This window comes from Streptomyces sp. ISL-43, assembly GCF_018614195.1.
Lineage (GTDB): Bacteria > Actinomycetota > Actinomycetes > Streptomycetales > Streptomycetaceae > Streptomyces.
The window spans coordinates 15,350-37,746 of sequence record NZ_JAGGOT010000045.1 but is presented as its reverse complement, the minus strand read 5'-3'; the positions used below and the strand labels follow the sequence as shown (position 1 = coordinate 37,746).

Annotated in this window: 26 protein-coding genes; 12 read left to right on the top strand and 14 right to left on the bottom strand. The window is 69.0% G+C overall.

The genetic code is table 11. The features are described from left to right. Nucleotides 1–8: 8 nt before the first annotated feature. Nucleotides 9–1,172 (bottom strand): sulfite exporter TauE/SafE family protein, encoded by a 1,164-nt coding sequence (locus tag J7F03_RS25615; protein WP_214953382.1) that lies wholly within the window; start codon nt 1,170–1,172, stop codon nt 9–11. A gap of 719 nt (nt 1,173–1,891) precedes the next feature. On the opposite strand from J7F03_RS25615, the gene J7F03_RS25610 reads away from it, so the two are divergent. Next, a complete protein-coding gene (locus J7F03_RS25610) occupies nt 1,892–2,122 on the top strand; it encodes a hypothetical protein (RefSeq protein WP_214953380.1) in 231 nt (76 codons plus the stop codon). A gap of 330 nt (nt 2,123–2,452) precedes the next feature. Here the strand turns inward: J7F03_RS25610 and J7F03_RS25605 are convergent, their stop codons facing one another. The 6 genes from J7F03_RS25605 to J7F03_RS25580 form a co-directional block, all read right to left on the bottom strand. Next, nucleotides 2,453–3,154, bottom strand: coding sequence for a Crp/Fnr family transcriptional regulator (locus J7F03_RS25605; RefSeq protein ID WP_251072471.1), 702 nt, complete (start codon nt 3,152–3,154; stop codon nt 2,453–2,455). Nucleotides 3,155–3,330: 176 nt separating this feature from the next. Next, the gene (locus J7F03_RS25600) at nt 3,331–3,816 is read right to left on the bottom strand and encodes a hypothetical protein (RefSeq protein ID WP_214953376.1); all 486 of its coding nucleotides are present in this window, start codon (nt 3,814–3,816) and stop codon (nt 3,331–3,333) included. Nucleotides 3,817–3,905: 89 nt separating this feature from the next. Beyond that, entirely contained in the window at nt 3,906–4,736 is an 831-nt protein-coding gene (locus J7F03_RS25595) for a class I SAM-dependent methyltransferase (RefSeq protein WP_214953374.1), read from the bottom strand. Beyond that, nucleotides 4,733–6,307 (bottom strand): radical SAM protein, encoded by a 1,575-nt coding sequence (locus J7F03_RS25590; protein ID WP_214953371.1) that lies wholly within the window; start codon nt 6,305–6,307, stop codon nt 4,733–4,735. Before J7F03_RS25590 ends, J7F03_RS25595 begins: the two co-directional genes overlap by 4 nt. Before the next feature lie 29 nt (nt 6,308–6,336). After that, nucleotides 6,337–6,651, bottom strand: a complete 315-nt coding sequence (locus tag J7F03_RS25585) for a hypothetical protein (RefSeq protein WP_214953368.1) — start codon at nt 6,649–6,651, stop codon at nt 6,337–6,339. Beyond that, nucleotides 6,632–7,087: a MauE/DoxX family redox-associated membrane protein gene (locus J7F03_RS25580; protein WP_214953366.1), complete on the bottom strand. Its 456-nt coding sequence runs from the start codon at nt 7,085–7,087 to the stop codon at nt 6,632–6,634. The genes J7F03_RS25585 and J7F03_RS25580 overlap by 20 nt, the downstream gene beginning before the upstream one ends. 197 nt (nt 7,088–7,284) lie before the next feature. On the opposite strand from J7F03_RS25580, the gene J7F03_RS25575 reads away from it, so the two are divergent. Both J7F03_RS25575 and J7F03_RS25570 read left to right on the top strand, forming a co-directional pair. Continuing rightward, the gene (locus J7F03_RS25575) at nt 7,285–8,253 is read left to right on the top strand and encodes a DUF3179 domain-containing protein (protein ID WP_214953364.1); all 969 of its coding nucleotides are present in this window, start codon (nt 7,285–7,287) and stop codon (nt 8,251–8,253) included. Beyond that, complete coding sequence (locus J7F03_RS25570; RefSeq protein ID WP_214953361.1) at nt 8,250–8,942, top strand: hypothetical protein; 693 nt, start codon at nt 8,250–8,252, stop codon at nt 8,940–8,942. The genes J7F03_RS25575 and J7F03_RS25570 overlap by 4 nt, the downstream gene beginning before the upstream one ends. 83 nt (nt 8,943–9,025) lie before the next feature. Here the strand turns inward: J7F03_RS25570 and J7F03_RS25565 are convergent, their stop codons facing one another. After that, nucleotides 9,026–9,325: a hypothetical protein gene (locus J7F03_RS25565; RefSeq protein WP_214953359.1), complete on the bottom strand. Its 300-nt coding sequence runs from the start codon at nt 9,323–9,325 to the stop codon at nt 9,026–9,028. A 65-nt stretch (nt 9,326–9,390) separates the two neighbouring features. Next, nucleotides 9,391–9,963, bottom strand: a complete 573-nt coding sequence (locus J7F03_RS25560; RefSeq protein WP_214953357.1) for an SRPBCC family protein — start codon at nt 9,961–9,963, stop codon at nt 9,391–9,393. A 156-nt stretch (nt 9,964–10,119) separates the two neighbouring features. On the opposite strand from J7F03_RS25560, the gene J7F03_RS25555 reads away from it, so the two are divergent. Continuing rightward, nucleotides 10,120–10,788: a CDP-alcohol phosphatidyltransferase family protein gene (locus J7F03_RS25555; RefSeq protein ID WP_214953355.1), complete on the top strand. Its 669-nt coding sequence runs from the start codon at nt 10,120–10,122 to the stop codon at nt 10,786–10,788. Between the two features lie 586 nt (nt 10,789–11,374). Beyond that, nucleotides 11,375–11,893 (top strand): DM13 domain-containing protein, encoded by a 519-nt coding sequence (locus J7F03_RS25550; protein ID WP_214953440.1) that lies wholly within the window; start codon nt 11,375–11,377, stop codon nt 11,891–11,893. Nucleotides 11,894–11,977: 84 nt separating this feature from the next. Here J7F03_RS25550 and J7F03_RS25545 read toward each other — a convergent pair whose 3' ends face one another. Beyond that, nucleotides 11,978–12,532 carry a carboxymuconolactone decarboxylase family protein gene (locus J7F03_RS25545; RefSeq protein ID WP_214953353.1) on the bottom strand — a complete coding sequence of 185 codons (555 nt, stop codon included), beginning with the start codon at nt 12,530–12,532 and terminating at the stop codon, nt 11,978–11,980. A 107-nt stretch (nt 12,533–12,639) separates the two neighbouring features. Between J7F03_RS25545 and J7F03_RS25540 the strand changes: the two genes are divergently transcribed. After that, nucleotides 12,640–13,227 carry a TetR/AcrR family transcriptional regulator gene (locus J7F03_RS25540; RefSeq protein ID WP_214953351.1) on the top strand — a complete coding sequence of 196 codons (588 nt, stop codon included), beginning with the start codon at nt 12,640–12,642 and terminating at the stop codon, nt 13,225–13,227. 73 nt (nt 13,228–13,300) lie between these two features. Here the strand turns inward: J7F03_RS25540 and J7F03_RS25535 are convergent, their stop codons facing one another. Both J7F03_RS25535 and J7F03_RS25530 read right to left on the bottom strand, forming a co-directional pair. Beyond that, the gene (locus J7F03_RS25535; protein ID WP_214953350.1) at nt 13,301–13,804 is read right to left on the bottom strand and encodes a hypothetical protein; all 504 of its coding nucleotides are present in this window, start codon (nt 13,802–13,804) and stop codon (nt 13,301–13,303) included. Nucleotides 13,805–13,982: 178 nt separating this feature from the next. Then, a complete protein-coding gene (locus tag J7F03_RS25530; protein WP_214953348.1) occupies nt 13,983–14,375 on the bottom strand; it encodes a hypothetical protein in 393 nt (130 codons plus the stop codon). Between the two features lie 525 nt (nt 14,376–14,900). Here J7F03_RS25530 and J7F03_RS25525 point away from each other — a divergent pair. From J7F03_RS25525 to J7F03_RS25515, 3 genes are all read left to right on the top strand, one after another. After that, complete coding sequence (locus J7F03_RS25525; RefSeq protein ID WP_214953346.1) at nt 14,901–15,530, top strand: tyrosine-type recombinase/integrase; 630 nt, start codon at nt 14,901–14,903, stop codon at nt 15,528–15,530. Between the two features lie 218 nt (nt 15,531–15,748). Beyond that, nucleotides 15,749–15,955, top strand: coding sequence for an AlpA family transcriptional regulator (locus J7F03_RS25520; RefSeq protein WP_214953344.1), 207 nt, complete (start codon nt 15,749–15,751; stop codon nt 15,953–15,955). 87 nt (nt 15,956–16,042) lie between these two features. After that, nucleotides 16,043–17,110 carry a tyrosine-type recombinase/integrase gene (locus tag J7F03_RS25515; protein WP_308379962.1) on the top strand — a complete coding sequence of 356 codons (1,068 nt, stop codon included), beginning with the start codon at nt 16,043–16,045 and terminating at the stop codon, nt 17,108–17,110. 86 nt (nt 17,111–17,196) lie between these two features. Here J7F03_RS25515 and J7F03_RS25510 read toward each other — a convergent pair whose 3' ends face one another. Next, entirely contained in the window at nt 17,197–18,186 is a 990-nt protein-coding gene (locus tag J7F03_RS25510; protein WP_251072470.1) for a hypothetical protein, read from the bottom strand. Nucleotides 18,187–19,332: 1,146 nt separating this feature from the next. Here J7F03_RS25510 and J7F03_RS41330 point away from each other — a divergent pair. From J7F03_RS41330 to J7F03_RS42730, 3 genes are all read left to right on the top strand, one after another. Then, on the top strand, nt 19,333–19,917 hold the full coding sequence (locus tag J7F03_RS41330; RefSeq protein ID WP_251072469.1) for a hypothetical protein: 585 nt from the start codon (nt 19,333–19,335) through the stop codon (nt 19,915–19,917). Between the two features lie 110 nt (nt 19,918–20,027). Next, complete coding sequence (locus tag J7F03_RS41325; protein ID WP_251072468.1) at nt 20,028–20,723, top strand: hypothetical protein; 696 nt, start codon at nt 20,028–20,030, stop codon at nt 20,721–20,723. A 179-nt stretch (nt 20,724–20,902) separates the two neighbouring features. Next, nucleotides 20,903–21,058 carry a hypothetical protein gene (locus tag J7F03_RS42730; RefSeq protein ID WP_214953342.1) on the top strand — a complete coding sequence of 52 codons (156 nt, stop codon included), beginning with the start codon at nt 20,903–20,905 and terminating at the stop codon, nt 21,056–21,058. Between the two features lie 112 nt (nt 21,059–21,170). Here the strand turns inward: J7F03_RS42730 and J7F03_RS25495 are convergent, their stop codons facing one another. Continuing rightward, a complete protein-coding gene (locus tag J7F03_RS25495) occupies nt 21,171–22,370 on the bottom strand; it encodes an amidohydrolase family protein (RefSeq protein WP_214953340.1) in 1,200 nt (399 codons plus the stop codon). Nucleotides 22,371–22,397: the final 27 nt, after the last annotated feature.

Here is a 22,397-nt window from a genome sequence, read left to right as displayed (position 1 = left end):
GGGTCTCTCTACTTGAAGTCGATGGTGCCGGTCTGCATGCCCATGGCGCAGGAGAAGCGCAGGCTGCCGGCCTTGCGGGTGCCCAGGTCGATCTCTGTGTCGCCGTTGCGCTTGACGATCTCCTGGACGCCGAGTTCGGGGATGGTGAAGGCGCGTGTGCAGCCGCCGGAGTCCTTGCCCCGCAGAACGAGGGTCGTGGGGGTGTCGGCCTTGGCGGGGAACTGGGTGGTCTCGTAGAAGTCGGTCACCGTGAGGGTGAGGATCTGCTGTCCGGAGGCATCGATGCGGACGGGGGCGTCGGCCGGTGCTGACGTGCCACCGTCGGCGCTTTCCTCGGCATCGGGCTGGTCGGTGCCTTCCACGATGAACGGTCCGCTCGCCGTGGCCTGCTTGGCCGGCGACTGGAGGGAGACCCAGCCCCCGGCCTGCAGTCCGGACATGACCGTCCAGGCGGCGATGGCCACCACCACCACACCCGTCAGGAAGGCCAGCTGGCCCGAGAGCGCCCTGCTGGTACGGCGGAACACGTAGCCGAGGGCCGCGAACAGCGGCGCGGTCCCCAGCACGAATCCGAACATGGCGGCGGCTCCGGCGATCGGCGACCCGGAGGTGATGGCGAGGAGCTCCACGGACAGCGTCACCCCGCACGGCACGAGGACCGTGGCGAACCCGATCAGCGCCGGGGTGGCGGCGGAGTCGGTCTTCGCGCTGCGCCGCAGCAGCCGCCCGAACGAGGCGGGAGGCCGCGGCACCAGCCGCCCCACCGCCTTGACCCCGAACAGGTCGAGCGCGAACAGCACCATCAGCAGTCCGGCGGCGACCACCATCCCCGCCTGGACGCGGGGGCTGGGCTGCAACGCTGAGCCGAAGATCCCCAGCAGCGCTCCGAGGATGGTGTGCGAGAGCAGCTTCCCGGCAAGAAACGCACCCACCGGAGCCAGCTGTCCGGCCAGCGGCTCGGGCGCCGGGGGCGCCGCGAGCCGCTGTGCGGTGGCTGTGCGGCCCGCGGACTTCGGCCGCTTCGCGGACGCAGCGGCGGCGAGGACCCGGGCGGGGGTGCGGCGGGTGACCGCGCCGGCGAGTAGCCCCCCTTGTACGGCGGCGCAGGAAGCGCCACCGGCGAGCAGACCGGTGCTGACACCGGTGACGAGCAAGGCAATGGACGACGGCATGCGTCGTAACTCCTGTTCTGCGACAACGGCACGCACGGGGGCATGCCGAAGTGGACGTGGGACAGCGCGGCGTCCCGCGAGGCAGGGCCTCACGAGAGGGGAGCTGTCACGTCCGTGACACACACAGCCGGTGCAGATCAGGAGGGGGGAGTATGCGAGGAGGCGCGTTGGGCTGCGCCACCAGGGCAGTCGACGAGCAGGCCGCAGCGTCCGACGCATCGTCGAGCACTGGCGTGTTCGGACCGTCCTGGACGACGGTGCCCTTCGGCGCCTCGCACTGCTGCCGGGAGGTCGGACACCCCGGTCCGCTGTCGCTGGCATCGCTCACCATCGCCGCATGCCCCGCAGTGGCATCGGAGCCGACCGACGCGGATACGGCCCCCATAGGGCCGGCCATCGCCATGGGCATCGCCATGGCGGAACGCCCCAGCCCGGACAGGCAGAACATCAGTGCGCACACCAGCAGTGCCCCGGACCACGTCCGGAGCGCCGGGGGCAGGCGTCGCGTCATGCGCGCCATCGTAGGCCACCGCGTGTAGCCGTCGGGCAGTGACCACGAGGGCGAATCATCACGTCCACCGATCCGGGCGACGAGCCGGCCCGTCGCTCTTGACCGTGCCCCAGGGGGAAGGTTTTAGCGTCGTAATGTCAGGCATATGGAGGTCTGCTCTCCTCCGTGGCGCCTGACGACACCGCCAGAACGGACCGGAGGATTGGTGATGGACAAGCTGCTGTACCTGCTGCCGCTGCTCGCCTGCCCCATCGGCATGGGGCTGATGATGTGGTTCATGATGCGCTCCAAGCATCCGGACACCGCACAGCCGCCACAGACCACCCCCACGGCCGAACAGGAACAGGAACTCATCCGGCTGCGCAAGGAGGTAGAAGCCCTGCGCGACGAGACGACCCCGAAGGCCGCCCCCGACAGCGACCGGGACCGCACGCCGTGATGGGCATCTGGCTCCCACTGGCCGTGACTCTCCTCGCCGTGGCCGTCATGTACGTGTGCTGCATCCGCCCGATGCGGCGCAAGGCCGGCTGCCGTACGACCCCAGCCCCGCGTACCCGTGAGAGCGTCGATGCGGAGATCAGGCGCGCCCGCGAGGAACTGCGCCGGCTCCGCGAGCAGGCTGCCACGCGGCAGGCCCAACCGCCAACCGCCTGGAGGAAGCAGGGCGGTCGCGGAGGATGACGACCGGTGAGGAGCCTACGACGGCGCGTCTCCGCCCATGGCAGTGGCAACACGGAGGGTGCCACGGCGTGGTTCGGGTTGGGTGACGTCATCCGGCGTGATCGGTCAGGCGTTGTGGGTCGAGGACGGTGATCCGTCCGCGTGCGAGCCGGATGAGGTGCTGGTCGGCGAAGTCGCGCAGGACCTTGGTGGTGGTTTCCCGGGAGGTGCCGGCGAGGGCGGCGATCTGCTGGTGGGTGAGGGCGATCTGCGGGCTGCGGGCGCCGAGCACCCGGGGGCGGGTCTCGGCGGCGAGGGTGAGCAGGGTGGTGGCGATGCGCTGGGGTACGGATTTGAAGACGCTGTCGGACAGGCGTTGTTCGAGGTCGGTCAGGCGTCGGCCGAGGATCTCGGTGATGCGTGCGGAGATTCGGGCGTCGGCCAGTAGGAAGCGGTGGACGTCAGTGCGGCTCATGACGCAGACGGTGACGTCGTCGAGGGCTTCGGCGAAGTTGTCGTACATGCGCTGCCCGAGCAGCACCATCTCCCCGAAGATCGTGCCGGGAGTGATGATCGCGCAGGTCAGGGCGCGCCCGTCGGCGGCGACCCGGAAGATGCGGATGCGGCCCTTCTTGAGGATGAACAGCACCTCGGAGGGCTGGGAGGGGGAGTAGAGGAGCTCGCCGGCACTGTAGGTCTTCATGGGGGCCGCGGCGGCGATGGCGTCCATCTCCGCTTCGTTCAGGTCGCGGAAGATGTCGACCTCGGAGATGCACCAGGTCTTCTCGTCCTCGCCGCCGGTGTGGTTCATGTGGTGTGGTTCCTCGCGTCGTCCCGGTGCCCACGGCGGGGGCGCGACTCCCCACGGCGGGCTGGCCAGCGTGTTCGCGCTGCTTGCCAGACAGTAGTCGTCCGGGGCACCGAGGAGAGGTTCAGCGCCCCGGAGCGGTGTGCCGGGACCGGGCGTTGACGCTGGTGGTATCGGTGTCATCCCGCGGCCCGGCCGGTCCGCGTGCCCGCCATCCGGGCGATGCCGAAGAAGGTGACTCCGGCCAGGAGGCCGAAGACGAGGTGGCCGCCGAGGCTGGAGGCACTGACGTCGTTCCACTCGAAGACCGGCATGCCCATGTTGGCCGGCATGATCCACAGGGCTCCGAGGGTCCACCACAGGGCGCCGTAGATCAGGCCGAGGACGACGGCGGGCGCGAGGCGCTGCGCGAGGTGACCGAACACGACGCCGAAGGCGGTGCCGGCCGTCACCGCGATCGCAAGGTGGATCAGCCAGCCCGCGAACGCGTTGGTGGAGCCGAGCAGCCCGGCGACCATCGTGATCATCGCGGTGTCCATCATCGGTCGGGAGACCGACATCCAGATGCCGAATCCGATGCCGCCGACCAGGCCGGCCGCGGCGCCCCAGGCGGCGTGGACCGGGATCTCGGCGGTCTTGGGGGATACGTGTGCTGCGGTGGCCATAGTGATCATCTCATCTGGTGGGTTCGCTCTGTTGCTTTCGCCGCTGACGCTAGGACGCATGGCGTGGGCAGGTATGTGACCGCCCTTACCTACGCGCTGGTAGTTCCGCTCTCGGCCGGATGGGGAGTGTGCTCGGCGATGAGCAGGGAATAGCCGAGGACACCGTCCGCCACTGCTGTGCGGGCCGCGTCCAGGACGGCGGGGGCGGCGTCGAGGTCGACGCCGGCGGCGGTGAGCCTGGCCGGCGCGGTCATACGCAGCAGCCGCAGCCGGGCCTCGATCTGGTCGATCATGCGCAGCATGGCCTCGTCGTGGCGCTCGGCGCGCAAGGTACGCAGGCCCGCGGCTGCCAGGATCTCGGCGTACTCGTCCAGGGGCCGGGCGTCGGCGATGCAGGCGATCCGGGCGCCGAGACCGGTGAGTTCAGGCGGGAGCCGGGCGGCGTCGACGGTGACGTCGGTGATGCCCAGCCGGCCACCCGCCTTGAGGACGCGGGCGAACTCGGTGGCCGCTTGTGCCTTGTCGGGGAAGGTGCACAGCGCGCACTCACAGACCACCACGTCGAAGACGCCCTCGGGGTAGGGCAGCTGTTCGGCGTCGCCGGTGGTGAAGCGTGCCCTGTCGGCGAGTCCTGCGGCCTGGGCGGCGCCTTGGGCCAGGGCGGTGTTTGCCGGCGCGTAGTCCACCCCGTCGACCTCGGCGCCGTAGGCGTCGGCAAGGAGCAGGGCGGTGGTGCCGCGGCCGGAGGCCACGTCGAGAACCCGCGCGCCAGGTGTGAGGGTGAGACCGTCGGCGAGGCGGCGGGTCAGCGCGGTGCCGCCAGGGTGGTAGGAGTCGCCGAGCAGCAGGGCGACGATGTCGGAGGAGTAGGCGGCGGCGCAGCACGCCTTGAGCTCCTCGCCCGTGGGTGGCTGTGTCATGACGGGGACTCCGCTTCTCCAGAGGCGGTGCGGGAGGTCTTGGACCCGTACGGGGTGGCGGTGAGACGGTCGACGAGTGGCAGCGCGTTGGGCACCACTTGGGCGACCGGCACGCCGGACATTGCCGCGCGGACCTCTTCGCGGTAGCCGACGGAGTTGTATGCGCAGAACGGGATGAGGCGTCCGTCGGGGGTGATCTCCTCGACGCAGCACTTCATCAGCTGCTTGACGTTGAGGGTGTAGGGGTCCTGGAAGTCCTGCACGACGATCATGAACGTCTTGTCGTTCAGCTGCTTCACCGCCTGCGGAAGGTCGATCCCGCAGCTGTCGGTGCAGTCCAGGGCCTCGGCGGTGGCCCGCAGTTTCTCCTCGGTCGTGGCGGTGCCCATGGACGCGGAGGCCGACCACAGTTTCTCCAGGGCCTCGCGGATTCCGGCGTCGGGCATGACGCGGTTGGTGACGTAGTCGAGGTAGTCCTCCACGTTCAGCAGTCGAGGGATGGGGACGACGGTGCGGTTGCCCGGTTCGCCGTCGACGAGGAGGTAGGTGATGGAGCGGCAGGTGGGGAAGCAGCACGGCACGGGGAAGAAGTCCCCCTTCTGGAACCAGTCCGGCCGCTGCTCATTGATCAGCCGGATGACGTCGGGGTTGGTGAGCCGTTCCAACGGGTCGAACTCGACATGCCGGCCGGAGTGGGTGACAGGCTGGAACGCGACGGAGCGGACGGCGGGGTGGTCGATGCCGTACTCGATGATCGCGCCGAGCTCGTGTTCGTTCAGGCCACGCTCGACGGCGGCGACGAGGGTGACGGTCAGCCCGGCCTCCGCGCAGTTGTCCAGCGCGCGCTGTTTGAACGTGCGCAGGTCCCGGCCCCGGATCTCCAGGTGGGTGCGCTCGTCGAAGCCGTCGAACTGGAGGTAGACGTTCACGGACTTGCCCAGCACGTGGTTGCGCTTGCCGAGCTCGGCGACGAAGGCCCGGTCGGTGGCCAGGCGGATGCCGTTGGTGTTCAGGGTGACGTTCCTGATAGGGCGGGCCTGGGCGAGATCGATGAAGTCGAGGATGTGCTTGTGGATGGTGGGCTCGCCCCCGGAGAACATCACCACCTCCGCCTCGCCCTCGCTCTCGACGAAGACGTCGAGCATCCGGGCGCACTGCTCGTGCGTGATGGCGTAGCCGTCCGCCTGGTGGCCGGAGTCGGCGAAGCAGATCGGGCAGTCCAGGTTGCAGCCGGTGTTGACCTCGATGATCCCGAGACACGCGTGCTGCTTGTGCTCGGGGCACAGCCCGCAGTCCGACGGACAGCCGTCCTTCACCTCGGTCTGGAACGTGAGGGGGATCGTGCCGGGCTTGTTGAACCGTCCCGAGGCCATGTACTCCTCGGCGTCCCCGTAGACCAGCGCCTCGAACTCGCCGTGATCACGGCAGCGTTTACGCAGATAGACCTTGTCGTCGCGGATGTTGACCTGCGCGTCGACGGGTGTTTTGCACAGCGGGCAGATGGATTTGGTGAACTCCACGAACACCTCGTCCCGGTCCACCTTGCGCCGCGGCGCCGGGGTCTGGGTCATCGAAGAAGTCCTCTCCATGGGGGGCGGTGTCAACCGTCCAGCGGGCGTCGCGGTGCCGGGTCATCCTGGTCGAGGGGCTGAGCCGGGACGGTGGGGCAGCAGTCCTCCTGTCCGGCGCCCCTGCGGCGGCGGACCCGGCACCGCAGGACGTAGCCGGTCCCGGTGAGGAGCACCACCGCTCCGACGGTGATCAGCCACGGGTCGCCGAGCCGGCCGCCGGCGGCGCCGAGCGCCCCGCCGGTCACGCGGAGCGGACCTGCGCAGCGGGCCACCATGAGCAGCGCGGCGCCCACGGCCGCCGCCACACCGCCCAGGCCGGATCGTTCACGGGATATGGACGCCACGACCCGCCTCCCCTCGGTCTGCGTACGCACGGGCGGGAGCCGTGCGGGCGGCACGCAGCAGAACTCCCGCGTAGAGCAGGGTCAGGGCGCCCTGGAGCAGGACGAACCAGCTCAGCCGCTGAGTCAGGTAGATCCCGAAGCAGCCGCAGTTGGCCACGGTGAGCCCGCGTGCGTACGCCTGTGCGGCCAGGACCGTCCAAACCACCGAGACGGCGGTATACACCCACACCGGGGCCAGGGCCTTGGAGCGGGGCCGGGCCAGGAACCAGATGCCGCACACCAGCTCGCCCACGATCAGGCCGACGGCCAGTGCGGTCGCGGCGCCGCCGGTCACCAGCCCGTACGCGGACAGGATGGCGGGCATGTGCCTGAAGGAGGCGAGCTGGCCGATGGCCATCGCCGTGTACACCGCGCCCAGCACGATCCTCAGCACCATGATCCGAACGTAGGCCCCGCGGCGGGGCGAGAACTGTAAGCGCGCTCACCGAACCGTTCCCTCGCGCGCGGGACCATCAGCAGTGCGAAAGCGGTGTTCGCCGTGGAAGCCGGTGTCTTCGGGGGTTCGGGAGGTGCCAGGTGAATGGTCAGCAGGCTCCCCGCCCGTCGAGGCGGCAGGCCGTCAAGGGTGCGGGCATGATCGGGGGAGTCGTCGTCCTGCTCGTGGGCGGGGGTGTGGCCGGCTGGCAGGCCCTCTCCGATCGCCCCTCCGAGCCGGTGACAGCCGTACAGGCGGGCCAGGACCCGTCGCTGGAGGCCCTGGCCGGCGCCGCGGTCTCCGGCGGACCGGGCAAGGACGGCATCCCCTCCATCGACAAGCCACGCTTCGTTCCGGCCCGCGACGCCGGCTTCCTCAGGGACGACGACCGGGTGTTCGGCCTGGAGTACGGCGGCGAGGTGCGGGCGTATCCGCAGCTGGTGCTGGTGTGGCACGAGATCGTCAACGACACGGTGGGCGGTGAGCCGCTCACGGTCACTTACTGCCCGCTGACGGGCACGGTGATCGGGTTCCGTGCACCGCCCGGCGTCCAGCCCCTGTCGTTCGGCACCACGGGACGGCTGGTGAACTCCAACCTGCTGATGTACGACCGGCAGACCGGATCCGAGTGGCCCCAGCTGATCGGCACTGCGGTCAGCGGCCCGCTGAAGGGCACGAAGCTGGACACCGTCCCGCTGGTGTGGACCACCTGGAAGCAGTGGCGCACCGCTCACCCCGACACCGAGGTGCTGTCCACGAACACCGGGGCGCTGCGCAGCTACGGCAGCGACCCGTACGGCTCCTACCCGGGCCGCAGTGGCTACTACGTCAAGGGCGGCCCGGTCTTCCCGGTGATGGCCACCAGCGACCGCTTCGACGACAAGGACGTCGTCATCGGCGTACGCGTCGGCACTGAGCGGCTGGCGATCCACAAGGACCTCGTGCGCAAGGCCGGCACTGTCCGTTCGACGATCGGCGGCACACAGGTGGAGGCCCGCTGGGACGGCCGGCTGGGCACGGCCCGGGTCGTCCAGAGCGTCGGCGACCGGTGGGAGACGGCGGACTTCCTCGACTCCATGTGGTTCGCCTGGTACGCCTTCTACCCGAACAGCCAGGTCCGGCAATGAAACGGCTCGCCGCAGCCCTCGCGAGGGCCGGTGACGCCTGGGACGCGGCCATGGCCGCCGCCGTGGGCACCTCGCGCCGCGTACGGGCAGCCCTCGGCGTACGCCGCCACAGGCGGGCCGCACTGATCGCTGCCGCCGTCACTCTGCTGGTGTACCTGTTCTCCATCGGCGACCTCGCTGTGTCCGCCTCCGGCCGGTCCACCGGCGCCCCGGTCTTCCAGGCCGAGCCCGGTCAGCTGCTCCACGCCCGGGCACCGTACCTGTTCGAGCCGGTCCTGGCCTGGCATCCCTCCGATTACGTGGCGGTCTTCGTCAGCCCGCCCAACCTGCTGCTCGGCGCCCTCGTGGCCGCGCTCGTCGGCTGCAACGTCGCAGTCGCCGCGTTCGCCGCCCGGCAGGCAGCCTCCTGCCGGCGTACCAGGTATGCCCGGCTGCTCGGCGTCCTGCCGGCGTTCCTGCTCGGCTTCGCCTGCTGCGTGCCGGCCTTCCTGCTCGTCCTCGGCACGAGCACCGCCGCCGCGCTCCTGCCGGTACTGCTCCCCCTGCGCCCGGTCTTCTACCCGCTCACGCTGGTGATGCTGCTCAGCACCCTGATCTGGGGCGCATCCCGGACCGCCCGGCAAGCCGGCCCCGCCCGCGGCACCGACGGCCCGCCCGACGCTGTATCCCCACAGGCCGGGACGCAGTGACGGAATCTTCGGGCCGACACCCGGTCCGAGCGATCGGGCCGGCAGGGGAGGTCGACGCCCGGTACAGCGTGCCGTCGCGATGGTCAGCCATAGCCGGGCGGCAGCCAGCAGAACACCGCGCGCTTGAGCGCCCGGTACAGCCAGTCACCCACCCTGGCACGGACCAGCACCAGACGGGTGGCAGCCGCGGGCTCACCTCCCTCCGCGTCCGGGCGCGGACCGTTCGGCGGAGTGTTCCTTCCGTCGATGGTGCGGGCCCGCCCAGCCTGCGTGACCAGGCCCTCGACGCGCCCGGGCTGGTCGAGTCGGCCTTCGCGGTACGCCGTCTTGAGGTACCCGAGGGCCTGTTCCCGCTCGGTGCGAGACCTGCGCTGAGACACCATGACCGACCTCCTGCGACCGGATGCCTGTGCGGAACGCGGCCGTCAGCCGCAGAGGCGGCGCCAGCTCACTGCAGTGCTGCGCGCCTCTCCGCCTCCTGCCTGACCGAGGCCAGGGAGGCGGCGACCGTCTTCTCCCAGCGCGCCGCCACCAGCCGCCCCCAGCATTGCCCGAGCGCCCACCCGTCGGTGCCCAGCTCCCCCTCGTACACCAGACGCGTCCCCGCCTCGGTCGTGGTGAGGACGAACGACTCCACGACATGGGGCACCGGTCCGCGTACCAGGTGGAAGTCCACCCGCTCGGGCCGGGTGAAGCGCACCGTCTCCACCGTGACAGCCGTCAGCCTCCCGCCGGCCACGGGGGTGGAGTGCGCGGCGAGGACCATGTCGCTGCCGCGCTCCAGCACCCGTACCTTCTCCCGCATCGCCCGGGTGGCCCTCCCGAGGTAGGGCTGCGCGATCACGTCGAAGACCACGTCCCGAGGGGCCCGGATGTCGACGACCTGAGGTCCGAGCGGGCGGATCCGCCGGCCGACGCCCACATCGAGCGGCATCGCCCCTGTGACCAGCCCCAGGTAGCAGGCCGCAGCACCGCCCCCGCCCACCGCGGCCACACCCGCCAGCTTCGTCAGCCACGCCATACCCGAGCCCTTCTCGTGTTCCAGCCCTTACTGTCCAGGAACGACGCTACGGCCGACCGGCCCCAGTGAACGGTGAGCGCGCTTACGTTCCGGCGGCGAGTCAGGCGCTTACCGTGGGCAGCACATCCCGGGAGGAGAAGAGAAAGGCCGGCCCGCGTGCGCGTAGCGGATCTCACCGACAGCCGGGCGGCGACCGACGCCCTGCTGGAACTCTTGAAACGAGGCCGCTGGACTCCGCGCGCCGTCGCCCGTTTCCTGTTGCAGGCCGGGGACCGGTCGGTGCGCCAGGCGGCACGCCGTCCACAGGCACTTGTTCAGATCACGGCCCTGCACGGCCTGCTCGCCGGCCTCGCCCGAAACAGGCGGCCGGGGCCCGGCTGGGTGGCGGCCTCGTGGGCCCTGAGCGTTCTTCACCTCGGCCTCCTTGACGAGCGCGACCACATCTCGGCCGCCGATACGCTCACCCTGGCGCGTGGCAACCTCCCCGCCACCGCCCTCGGCTCGACCCGCTGGTCGGGGGCGCTGGCCATCGCCCTCGACCTGGCCGACGGCCGCTTGGCCCGCCATCAGCACACCGTCACCCCGTTCGGCGACTACGCCGACACCTTCGCCGACGCCGCGTTCTGGACCTGGCTCACCCTGCGCCACGAACCCAACCGGCTGGTGCGCGCGGCGGCGATCACCGCGTGGGCCCTGCCGATCGCCACGGTCACCGCGATCGGCATCCGCCACGGCACGATGCCCGAGCGGCCCCGCCCCACCCTGCTGCGACCCGCGGCCGCGATGCAGGCCGTCGTCGCAATGCGCCACCTCCTGCGCCGCTGACCCGGGCACCGCTCTCACACGCTGCCGTGCCCGGCCACGGGTCCTCGCGCGGCCATCCTGTGGCGGTGTCCTCGATCTCCGCGCACCCTCAACAGCCTGATGCCGCAGGCCGGATGGTCGTTTGCGACGACAACGGCCTCGCCCACCGGCTGACCGTCGAACTCCGTGACGTGCGGGCGACGCTTGTGGTGCCGGGCGCCGGAGAACCGCAGTCGGATCCGAGGCGGCGGCCCGGCCTGGGGCGCGGGCTGCTCGCGCGGCTTCCGGCCGCGCGGGTGCGTTCGGCCGACGGGGGCGGCGCGACCGTACGAGAGTTGGGCCTGTTGGAGTCTGTGGAGCCTGACGAGGAGGCGGTGTCTGCCGCTGGGGTGGTACGGGCTCGGGGCGCTGGCCCTGGCCGCCGCCGTCGCGATGTGGATCTCCGCCTGTAGCGCTGAGGCGCCGTAAGGGAATCGTCACGCGGCCGGGCATGGCGCCACCGGCGTCGAGGCCGTTGACTGTGGGTGACACATTCAGTGAGGGAAATGGCGAGGGAGCCGACGTGGGATTCGGGGGAAGGCGCGGACGGCTGATCGCCAGTGCGCTGATGGCGGTGGTGGTGGTGCTGGGCGTCGGCTTGTACTTGTTCCAGCCGTGGAAGCTCTGGCAGAACGAGACGGTCAGCGAGGCGCTGCCGACGGTGCAGGCCGCCCCGCCGGCTGGTTCCTCGCCGACGGCGGTCCCCACGGATTCCCCTCCTGCCCCTCCCGGTCCGCAGACCCTCCTTCAGGGAACCTTGGTCAGCCACGAGCACACCACCACCGGCACGGCCAAGCTGATCCGGCTCTCCGATGGCACGCGCACGCTGCGGCTGGAGAACCTCGACACCAGCAACGGGCCGGACCTGCGCGTCTGGCTGACCGATGCCCCGGTGAAGGAGGGCAAGGACGGCTGGGAGGTCTTCGACGACGGCAAGCACGTCAGCCTGGGCAAGCTCAAGGGAAACAAGGGCGACCAGAACTACGAGATCCCGGCCGACGTGAAGCTCGCCGACTACTCCAGCGTCACCATCTGGTGCGACCGCTTCAACGTGTCCTTCGGCGCGGCGGCACTCGGTCCCGCGTGACGCCCCGCCGGCCTTCGGCGTGATGCCGCCGGGGCCCGCCCGGAAGAGGCGGGCGGCCCCACGCCGTCGCACAACCGCGCCGGATCAGCGGGCGACACCGGCGAACGGGGTGACGAGCGGCCACTCGACGTCCACGTCGAGCGATTCGTTCACGTAGTTGGTGAAGATGTTCCGGACCGTGTTGGCGATCGTCTCGACGATCTCCTCGTCGGTGAGGCCGGCATCGCGTGCCGCGCCGAACGCATCGCTGTCGATACGGCCCCGGCTCTCTGTGATCGCGACCGCCAGGCGCAGTACGGCGGCGGCCTTCGGCTCGGCGCTCGTGCCCCACCGGGCTGCCTCGATCTCCTCATCCGGCAGCTTGACGACGTTGCGGGACACCATGGTGTGCGCGGACAGGCAGTAGCTGCAGCCGTTGAGCTCGGCGACGGCAAGGGCGATCCGTTCCTGTATGGCAGGGGAGAGGACCCCTTCCTTCAGGGCGCCGAACAGGCCGAGGAATCCCTTGAGGGCCGCCGGGCTGTTCGCCATCGCCCGGGCCATGTTGGGTGTGACGCCCAAGGTCCGCTGAGTCGCTGCGAGTTGATCGGCGGCGGCGCCGGTCGCGGTGGCCGGGTCGACGAGGTGCACGCGGGTCATCGAGGCTCCTTGGCATCGGATCGAACAGATCTGTCTGTTCGGTTTGATCAAGGTAGGGTCGTCTACCTGCGTTGTCAAACAGATCTGTTCGTTCGATACTGGTTGCCATGGGCCACAAGTCAGGAGTTCCGCCGGTACGTGAACGGCTGCTCGCCACAGCGGACGAGCTGTTCTACGCCGAGGGCATTCACGCGGTCGGCATCGACCGAGTGATCGCCGAGAGCCGCGTCGCGAAGTCGTCGATGTACGTTCACTTCCGCACCAAGGAAGACCTCGTGGAGGCATACCTGCGAGGCCGTACCGACACCTGGCGGGAGCATGTCGCGCGCGAGGTCGAGGCGCGGGCCCAGGATCCGGCAGCCCGGGTCCTGACTGTCTTCGACGTCTTCCACGAGGCGATTTCCCAGCCCGGATTCCGGGGCTGCCCCTTCACCAACGCCGCCGCCGAATACCCTCACCACGAGGGCATCCAGGCCGTCATCGCCTACGACCGCGCCTGGCTGCCGGCCCTGTTCGCCCGCCTCCTGCAACCGCTCGGCGCGGGTGGGGACGGCGAACTGGCAGCCGCCCTGGTCCAGCTGTGTGACGGCGCCATCGCGGCCGCCCACCTCGACAAGTCACCGACAAGCGCCAAGACGGCCAAGGCGACGGCCGAGCTCCTGCTGGCCGCCCGACTGCCGCGCGGCGCTGCCTGACCGAGACCGCGAAGACGCGACGCCCCCGGATCCTCGCCGGTGGCGCGCGCCTTCTCGGTAGGAAGGTGCTGCCTCAGCCGCGCAGCTTGAAGTCCAGGAGTGCCGCCTTCTGTCCTTGGATCGTGGTGGGGGTGCTCTCCACTTGGCCTGAGGCTCCGCTGAATTGCCCGGTTCCGCCGATGACTGCGAACGTCACCTTCTTGGCTACGTTCGCGGACTCCTCGCCGCCGCTGAAGACCAGGTTGCCCTTGGCCAGCCGGACGGTGCAGTCCAGCAGGAAACTGCCGTCCTTCAGCAACTGGATCCGGGTCAGCGAGTCTCCGATGGGCTTCCCCGACTGCGGGTCTACAGCGGGCTCTTCGAACAGCAGGACGTTGCCCGGCGTCATGGCATTCATGTCGCCGAAGACGGGTTCCTTTTCCAGCAGGACGACCTTCAGTGCCTCGGCTTTGCCGGCCTGTCCGCTTGCCGCGGAAGCGGTGGCTGTGGCAGGTCCGACTGCGACGAGCGTCAGGGCGAATGCGGCCCCGAGCGTCGGCACCAGCCGCCGTATCCGGCCCGTTTGAGTGGGGTGCATACGCACTTCCTCTCCGTCCCCATATGGCTGGGGACTGCCTCACCGGGGAAACTCCCCGGATTCTCCGCCACTGCGCAGATGAGCGTGGCGCGAGTGATGGGGCACCGTGGCGGCGGCGTCCATACACGCACCACGGTAAGTCCCCCGATCAGCCCTCGCCCGTTGGGCCGCTCGGGGCTCAGGCGCTGGGATACCGGCTCTGTGTGAGCGCGAGAGCCGTGCGCGCGGTCTGCTCGAAGGGTTCGAGGGTGCGTGAGGCGCGGCACAGCACGTGGGCGCCTTCCAGCAGGGTGATGAGCATGGCGGCCAGGTCGTCGGGCTCGCGCGGTGCGACACCGGCGGCGGTGAGTCGTTCGGCGAGCTGCTCGATCCACGAGTCGAAGGCGGTGGCCGCGACCTGACGCAGCGTGTCGCTTTCGGGATCGGGATCGGGGTCGACGGTGACGGCGCAGCCGCTGCCGGTGGTGGCGGCTTCGATCACCGGACGGACGAAGGTCAGGAAGGCATTCACTACGGCGTACGGGCTGCCCGCAGGCGGCGCGGCGAGGTGGGCGTGAATCACCCGGGTCACGATTCAACCGCCGCCGACACAACCGGCCTGGGCTGACCGGTAGTCCGGTTCGACCCTGGCCAGTCCCGGGCCGGTCTTCAGCTTTCTCGTTGTCCGGTACGGGCTCGTGGGCCCTGTCAGCTTCGTGGCATGCCCTTGATCGGCTACGGCAGAGGTTCATGCGGAGGATAGAGCAGGTGCTTAGAAGGCACCTGCTCTGTTACGCGGGTGAAGTAGCCGGGCGAGCGGACCCGAGTGCGGTACCGCTTCGGGGGTTTCGTTGGCATGCCGATTCGCCGACGGCAGACACATTGAGGGCGCAAAAGACTGGAACGGTGCGGCAAAGCAAGCGAATCTGGAGCTGTCTAGAGAAGTGCGGTGCAGCTCTGCTTGCTACTTGCCTGTCCTTGGATGCCGGAGCGTTGAAGTGGGTGGAGTGTAGCCCACGATCCCCGGTCAGCCTAACCGGGGATTCTCCAGATCATTGAAATATCGCGCGGAGCTTCGCGTGGTGCTCTCTGTTGTCTCTCCGAGGAGTTCCTGGCTATGTCCGTTGATGCCCTGAAGGAAGAACGACTGATTTCGGTGGAGCAGGTTCGATCGCTGCTTGAGTGGATTCGCGGGCAAGCGGACGGCAATCGTTCGGTCCACCCCTTCCTGGCCACTGTTGCTGAGCAGGCTCTGCGTCCGAGTGAGGCTCGCACGGTGCGGGTGCATGATGTGGTGCTCCTGAACGAGGGCTGGGGCGAGTTGACAGTCCGCCGCGGAGGGGTGGCGAGGGTTATTCCCCTTCAGCCCTATTTCGTTGAGTTCCTGGGCAGGTGGATCAGCGAGGCTGGTCTGCAGGAGGACGATCTGCTGTTTCCCGGCATGAACGGTGGGCCGCTGTCCGTGTCGGGCTACCAGCGGCTGTGGCGACAGGCTCAGGAAGCTGTCTTGCCTCGGGGTGATCTGTTCTTCCGGCGCTTGGGGGAGCCGGTCTCCATCCTCCGCGATTCCCGTCTTGCGGAGTGGCTGAGGCTTGGAATCTCGCCCTTCGCCGTCGCCGAGTGGGCCGGAGTGAAAGCGAGTTGGCTCTCCGTGCGCTATCCGCACTGCTTCCGCGTGCAGGGTACCGAGATTGACTGGGATCACCTGGCCGAAGTCATGGCTCTCCCGGACCCGTCCGAGCTGTAGGTTCTGGCGCCACGTCTTAGCTGCCAAAGGGTGCACGGCCGCCGTCAACATCCGGCCGGGCGTCAGCTCTCTCGTTGTGGTGAATCTTCAGCGTCGTACTTCTCCGTTACACGGTCTCAGTCCCCCGACAGGGTTGATTCATCCGCCTGACCGGCGCCCAGCCTTTGATGCCCGCATGTCGGACGCCTCTCCTCCCGACCCCAGTCAAGGACCCACCCATGCCTTCGCGCCTCCTGTCCATTCCCACCATCGCCGACGCGCTGGATGTCGACCGCCGGACCATCTACCGCTTCATCGCTGCCGGCGAGCTGCCGGTCGTGGATCTGCGCACCGGTACAGGACGCTCACGCGTCCGTGTCCCCTCTGCCGCGCTGGAGGAGTTCATCAGCAGCAGGGCGATTGCCGCGCCGATGCGGCGCCGCTGACCTGAACCGTCTGCAACGCCGACATCTAAGAGAAGGAGTCGTTCCGCGTACCTGCGCAAACTGAAGACCGGCAAGTGGCAAGCGACCGTGCGCAACCGGGCCGGAGGCCGGTTCAGCGAGTCGTTTCCCCTCAAGGCCCAGGCGCGTGCCTGGGGCGTCGAAATGGAAACCCAGTTCAACCGCGGTGGTCTGCGCGACCCACGAGCTGGCGAGGTCTCGTTCCGCGAGTGGCACGACCGGTGGTGGAACGCCCGCATAGTCGAACCTCATACGCTGCGCGGCGATGGATCCAGCATCAACAACCATGTTCTGCCCTACTGGGCGGACTGGGAGATGCGGGCCATCACCCGCATGGACATCCAGAGCTGGATCCGGGCCCTGGTCGAGAATGATGTCGGGCCCTCCGCGATAAAGCGGGCGTACAACCTGGTGTCCTCGATCGTGCGCGCGGCCGTTGACGACGACGTGATTGCGGTGAGCCCGTGCCGCAGCATCGACCTTCCTCAGATCGCGGTCAAGCCACCGCAGTGGTTCACGCTCGACCAGGCACAGAGCATCCTGGACGAACTCCCGGCTCCCTGGCAGACGATGTGCCTGCTCGGCTTCTATACCGGACTGCGCTGGGGTGAGCTCTCCGGCCTGCACCGCCACCGCATTGACCAGCGCCGCTCGCGCCTGTTCGTCGTAGAGGTCAACACGAAGAGCGGCATCAAGGAGTACCCCAAGAGTTCCAAGAGCCGGCGGGAGGTCCCGCTCCCGCCGCACGTCCTCGACGCGTTCGAACGTCACATTCACCGGCTCGACCGCGACGCGCTGGTCTTCACCACCACCACGAAAGGCCGGGCCGGCCGCCGTCTCGACGACGGCAACTGGCGACGCCAGACCTGGTGGCCCTCGGTTGAAGGCGCCCACTTCTTCGATGGTGATGGCGAGCAGCAACTCGTCCCGCACTACCCGCCGCACTCGATGCGCCACACCTGCGCCTCGTGGCTCGTCCAGAAAGGCGTTTCGCTCTACGAGGTCCAGCACCTACTGGGTCACGAAAGCTTCCAGACCACGCAGCGCTATGCGCACCTGCAGCCGGACGCGCACAAAGCCGTTCTCGGGGCGTGGGAACGCCTGTATGCACCGCTGACCGTATCCCTGGCCATATAGCCAGCCCTTCGCCCCGTCCTTCCACGGACGGGGCGAAGGCGTTTCCGTGGAGAGACGCGCTCGTGCGCTGATGAGACTTTCACAGCTCACGGACGCGGACCGGTCTGAATTTCGGCAGGCCCAGTCCAGCGTCCTCGTGCATCGAACGGCCACGGAGAGGTGGCCGGATCGGCTTTCAGGAACCTTCGGAGCGACTCACGGTCCGCCGAAGGGTCGGGCGGAGGGGCGAGGGGCGAGAGGAGCGGATCCGTCTTGGCCGCGTACTCTTCGGCCCACTGCAAGCATTGGAGTTCGCCCGTCGAAGGGGTGCTCGCGTCGGCTCTCGCGCGCGCCGCACGGCAGAAGTCACGGATCTCGGCGGCTCGACGCCATGCTTGTACCTGCTCGAGCAATATCTCGGCCCGGTGCTCTTCGATTTGACGCGCGCGTGCCTGAGCGATGACTGCGTACTGACGACGCTGCTGCTCGGCCTCGCGGAGCTCCTTCTCCCGCTGGATGCGCTCGGCTTCTGCCACGGAGTGCTCGAAGCCCTGGAGAAGGTGTCCCAGCCGGGATTCCAGTGTCCAACGAGGGCTGTCGCTGTATGAGTACGAACGATGCTGCCAGCTGCCGGCGGGCGCACCGACCGAGAGCCGGCCGTTGGGCTTCTCGTCGTACTTGGGCACCTGCGTCCATCGGTTGCGTTCCTGTCTGCGAATCTCCTCGGGAGTCGGCTCGTGCGGCACCTTGGTAGTGAGCTCAGTGAGTGACAGAGGGAAAGCCCTACCACGGATGACCACGGCCACCGAGTGCACAGGCTCGCCGCGATGCAGCTCCGTGTGCGCCTCGACCTGGTAGCCGCGGTTCTCGGCCTCCGTCAGGAGCGCGTCCATGATCCGAAGCGCTCGGTCGACGAGTGGACGCGACAGGAGGAGGGGGATGACCTCGGGCGCACCTCGGGTGTCGACCATGGTCCGGGACCTGCCGAGGGCCTTGCGCGTCGCACGGACGAGTGGGTGGGGGCGGTTTAGGACGTCCGGAACATTGATGACCGGCACTGGCTCCGGCCGGGCCGCCTTCTCGGCTTCCTCGTCCACTAGCGTGAAGGTACTGTCGCCTCGCTGGCGGCCGACCCAGCGGAGTTTGTGGCCGTCGGGTATATGTCCGTGGTGGAGCGCGTCGTAGTACGCCACCGGCCCCGGGTCTGCAGACCTGGATCCGTAACGGTGACCTTCCCTGCCGAGGTGCGCAGCCGGGAGATAAGCGCGGCTCCGTCCGCGGGCGCAAAACCAGCTTGCTCGGCGTCTGCCTCCAGCCGTTCCTTCTCGGCCCGCGCCTCTCCAGGGTGTTTCCCGTGCTTGAGAAAGGATCGGCCGTCCGCGGTGATGACCGCGACGTGACCGCTGCCGCGCCATGTCCTCTTGATGAGCCCACGCTGCTCCAGCGCCCAAGCCGTCTGAGAGTCGCCAGGCGGGACTGCCACGGCACCGGAGGCAGCCGCGATCGTACGTAGCACGGCGACCTGCTTGTCCGTCAGGGTGTACTTCACCGCTTCAGGCTCCATTCGCCTCGACGTGTCGCGGACGGACAGTCACGATAGGGCAGAGCAGGAGCCTGGTCGGTGTTCGCTTCTCGTACGGGTCTCGCTTCGGATCTCTGGGCCCGGAGCCGGGGCCGGTGGTGTAGGAGGGTGCGGCCTCGTAGGTCCAATCGGCCGGGTGCGGTGACGCTCATTTGACGCTCGGGGTCTCCGAATAGTCGCCTGATAGGGCAGGGAGTGTCGCCTGACCTGCGGTTTATCGTGACCCCCGGCAGGCTGACGTGTTTTCGATGACCCACCACGTGGAGTGCGTGGCGATCCTCGAACCGGTCGCGAAGAGCTCCTGACCTGCAGGTTTGTCCATGTGCATTATGTGCACTGTGGGCGTTACGGGCGATATCTTGACGCTGAAATGACGCTCGTGACGCTCATTTGACGCTCGCTGGGCTTGGTTCCTGACGATGTGTCAACAATGAAACGTCGTCCCTCGGGCCGGGCTGCGCGCCTGCTCCGGAGGCGGCTTTCTGCGTGCGGTGGCGGGACGGATGCCGACTTTGTCCGGGCGTTGGCCGAGCTCTTCCCGCGCACACGCTCTGTAGTGGAGCGCCGCTGCACTGCCGCCCTCCGGTACTCGTCCGAGGAATACGTAGGGGCAGGGAATTGGGTACAGGGGGATCTGCTGGTGAGAGCGTGAGGTGGGTGCATGCACCGCTGGTCCCCGTTGAACGACCGACAGCGAGAGCTCCTGCGACGGCTGGATGCCGACGAGGAGCCTGGCGTGGCGTCGGCTGAACGGCTGTCCGCGTACGCGTTGCGCGATCGAGGGCTGCTGGTCGTCGTACGCCGTGGCGGGGCGGTGCGGACCGAGGTCACCGGGGCCGGGAAGTTCTACCTGGAGCACGGTCACCATCCGGAGGATCCGCGGTACGCGGCCGAGCCGCCGGAAACCGGCAAGAAGACGCCCATGCCGTACTCGGAGCGGCCTGCGGCCCGGGTGTGGCGCGCCAAAGCGGCGGAGCTTATCGAACGGCTCGTCGCTGAACGGCGGGTGGTCATCCCAGAGCCCGACGAGGCGACGGAAGCGGAGTACAGGCAGGTCATCGATTACGCGAAGCGACACAACCTCGCCCGCCCGGGAAGCGCGTCGAGAAGCTCCGCCTGTGGAGCCGCCGCGACCTCCAGATCTCACTCGAAGACGGCCCGCACCACAACGCGAAAACCGAGAGGTCGGAGAATGCGCCGGTCATCCCCGTGCCCGCCCAACTGCGCACCCTGCATCCGGTGGTAGCCGCTCTTAAGGAAGACCAGCACCGACTCGCTGTGCCCGCGGCCGTTCGGAGCAGGGCTCTCTGCCTGCTCCATGCCCTGTGCGCGGAAGCGGTGAAGCGCGGTCATACGGTGCGAGAGCACCTGGTGGCGGAGCACTACCGGAGCCGTCCCTATTCGTCCCGTGGTACGTACATCCCCTCCCGTGACTCCCGGCGCGAGGGCGACCTGGACCTGGGCGTCGGCGACTTCACGTGCACGGTGACGATCAAGCAGGAGTTTCCGCAGTCCGCAGATCCGGAGCGGGCGCAGAGCCTGATGATCGAGCTTCCCCATAGCCGCTCGGGCCGTCAGGACAAGTGGGCCGACCGGAAGCGGAAGAGGCTGGAGGACGTTCTCGGCGCGATCCTGCGGGAAGTGGAGGTCCGCGCGGGGGAGAACACCCAACGCCGGATCGACGAGGAGCGGGCCAAGGAGGTCCGGTGGCAGGCGGCAATGAATTCGGCTCGGGAGCAGGCGATCCAGGCCCAGCTCGCCACCGCCCTGCGCGAGCAGGCGAAGGACTGGCATGAAGCGAGGGCGCTGAGCCAGTACTGCGATGCCCTGGAGTACCGGCTCGCCGCCTCGGCGGTTCTGGTGTGCCCGGAGGCCGCCTCTGCCCGGCACTGGCTGGAGTGGGCCCGCGCCTACGTACGATCCCTGGATCCGCTGCGGGAACTTCCCGGCATGCCGACGACCCGCGCCCCGGAGCCCGAGGGGCTGAAGCTGTATCTGAAGGGTTGGAATCCGCGCGGCCCTGAGGTGCAGGACTACCCCTGGCGGGATTGATCAAAAGGCTCCCTACCTGGCATGGGCAACCCCGATGCGCTTGGCGCCGGCCGCTTCGATTGGGTCGGCAACCCGTGCCAGGCCGCTCGAGACAGTGGCCTCCGTCGCCCGCCGGACCGGGCCGCCGAAGGCAGCTCGTCGCTGGGGTACTGCGAAGGGCCAGCGGACCGCAGTGGCCGGTGGGGCCATGGCTGGCCGCGGCGGTCGATGAGGCCCTGCTCGGGCTCGGCGAGGACATCACCAAGGTCAAGAACCAGACCCCCACGGCCTACCAGCGGATGCAGAACTATGCGTGCCTGTGCCCACCGAAGAGGGTCAAGCTGCTGTCTACCTGAAGGCCGACCCGGCGGAGGTCGACCTCCTGCCCGGCTTCGCTCGGGACGTGACTGGGCTCGGCCACCACGGCACCGGCCACGTCGGCTCCACCATCCGTCCTTCGACGGTCGGTCATCGGCGCTTCGTGGGCGGGGTGTGGGGGTGGCCGGCGGACATGACCAGGCGGACGTCGCGGAGGTCGGCGAGGTTTGTGAGGGGGTCACCAGTGACCGCTAGGAGGTCGGCGCGGTAGCCGGGGGAGAGGCGGCCGGTATCGGAGGCGATGCCCAAGGCCAGGGCGGCTTCGACCGTGGCCGAGTCGATGGCCTCGGCGGGGGAGAGGCCGATGTGGCGGAAGAACTCCAGGCTGGAGACAAAGCCGTTGAAGACGGCGTGGGTGACGCCCGCGTCGGTGCCCGCGATGAGACGGACTCCCTGGTCGGCCATCCAGCGCAGGCGGTTGAACATTTCCTCGGCCCGCTCGGGGCCGAACCGCTGGGCGAAGCCGCGCCAGTCGGGGCTCGCCGCCGGGCACACCCGGATCTCCTTCGCCACGATCTCCGCGACGAGATCGTGCCGTACGTCGAAACCGTCCTGCGCCATCCAAGTGCAGTGCTCCAAGGTAGTGACGCCGGCCGCGACTGCGGCCTCGATGCCCTCGGTGCCGTGCGCGTGGGCCGCCACGGGCAACCCGGCCTGGCGTGCCTCGGCCACCACCAAGCGCAGCTCGGCGGTGGTGAACTGGGCCTGCCAGATCGGCGGACCGCCCTTGGTGATGCCGCCGCCGGTGGCCATCACCTTGATCACATCGACGCCGTCCTGGGCGTTGCGCCGGACGAGCTCGCGCAGGGCGGCCTCACCGTCCACCTCGCCGCCGAAGAACCAGCAATGGCCACCCGGGCGGGTCAGGGGGGTGCCGGCGCTGAGGATGCGGGGGCCGAGTACTCCGTCGTGTGCGATCGAGTCGCGCAGGCGCAGAGCCAGGCCGTTGCGGTCGCCGAGGTCCCGTACGGTCGTCACACCCGATTCGAGCAACTGCCGGGCCCGCTCGGCCATTCCGGTCAGCAGATCGGCGTCGTCCGTGTCCAGCAGCGTCGTCACGGGATCCGGTCCCGCGTCGAGTGCGAGGTGGACATGGCAGTCGATCAGGCCGGGAAGCAGCGTGCTGTTGGGGAACGCGATGGTCGTGGCCTCGGGCGAGGCCAGGACTTCGATGTCGGGTCGCGGGCCCACGCCGACGATTCTTTCGCCTCGGACGAGTACGGCGCCGTCCCGTAGGCGCTGACCGCCGGGGCCCGTCACGACCTGCCCGGCGGAGATCAGGTATTCCATGGAGTGTCACCCTTGTGTATGGCGCTT

Bases quoted from the DNA above. Each gene is read 5' to 3' on its own strand.
- J7F03_RS25615 (WP_214953382.1), bottom strand. From the start codon at position 1,172: ATGCCGTCGTCCATTGCCTTGCTCGTCACCGGTGTCAGCACCGGTCTG.
- J7F03_RS25610 (WP_214953380.1), top strand. From the start codon at position 1,892: ATGGACAAGCTGCTGTACCTGCTGCCGCTGCTCGCCTGCCCCATCGGC.
- J7F03_RS25605 (WP_251072471.1), bottom strand. From the start codon at position 3,154: ATGAACCACACCGGCGGCGAGGACGAGAAGACCTGGTGCATCTCCGAG.
- J7F03_RS25600 (WP_214953376.1), bottom strand. From the start codon at position 3,816: ATGGCCACCGCAGCACACGTATCCCCCAAGACCGCCGAGATCCCGGTC.
- J7F03_RS25595 (WP_214953374.1), bottom strand. From the start codon at position 4,736: ATGACACAGCCACCCACGGGCGAGGAGCTCAAGGCGTGCTGCGCCGCC.
- J7F03_RS25590 (WP_214953371.1), bottom strand. From the start codon at position 6,307: ATGACCCAGACCCCGGCGCCGCGGCGCAAGGTGGACCGGGACGAGGTG.
- J7F03_RS25580 (WP_214953366.1), bottom strand. From the start codon at position 7,087: ATGGTGCTGAGGATCGTGCTGGGCGCGGTGTACACGGCGATGGCCATC.
- J7F03_RS25575 (WP_214953364.1), top strand. From the start codon at position 7,285: ATGATCGGGGGAGTCGTCGTCCTGCTCGTGGGCGGGGGTGTGGCCGGC.
- J7F03_RS25570 (WP_214953361.1), top strand. From the start codon at position 8,250: ATGAAACGGCTCGCCGCAGCCCTCGCGAGGGCCGGTGACGCCTGGGAC.
- J7F03_RS25565 (WP_214953359.1), bottom strand. From the start codon at position 9,325: ATGGTGTCTCAGCGCAGGTCTCGCACCGAGCGGGAACAGGCCCTCGGG.
- J7F03_RS25560 (WP_214953357.1), bottom strand. From the start codon at position 9,963: ATGGCGTGGCTGACGAAGCTGGCGGGTGTGGCCGCGGTGGGCGGGGGC.
- J7F03_RS25550 (WP_214953440.1), top strand. From the start codon at position 11,375: ATGGCGGTGGTGGTGGTGCTGGGCGTCGGCTTGTACTTGTTCCAGCCG.
- J7F03_RS25545 (WP_214953353.1), bottom strand. From the start codon at position 12,532: ATGACCCGCGTGCACCTCGTCGACCCGGCCACCGCGACCGGCGCCGCC.
- J7F03_RS25540 (WP_214953351.1), top strand. From the start codon at position 12,640: ATGGGCCACAAGTCAGGAGTTCCGCCGGTACGTGAACGGCTGCTCGCC.
- J7F03_RS25535 (WP_214953350.1), bottom strand. From the start codon at position 13,804: ATGCACCCCACTCAAACGGGCCGGATACGGCGGCTGGTGCCGACGCTC.
- J7F03_RS25525 (WP_214953346.1), top strand. From the start codon at position 14,901: ATGTCCGTTGATGCCCTGAAGGAAGAACGACTGATTTCGGTGGAGCAG.
- J7F03_RS25520 (WP_214953344.1), top strand. From the start codon at position 15,749: ATGCCTTCGCGCCTCCTGTCCATTCCCACCATCGCCGACGCGCTGGAT.
- J7F03_RS41330 (WP_251072469.1), top strand. From the start codon at position 19,333: ATGCACCGCTGGTCCCCGTTGAACGACCGACAGCGAGAGCTCCTGCGA.
- J7F03_RS25495 (WP_214953340.1), bottom strand. From the start codon at position 22,370: ATGGAATACCTGATCTCCGCCGGGCAGGTCGTGACGGGCCCCGGCGGT.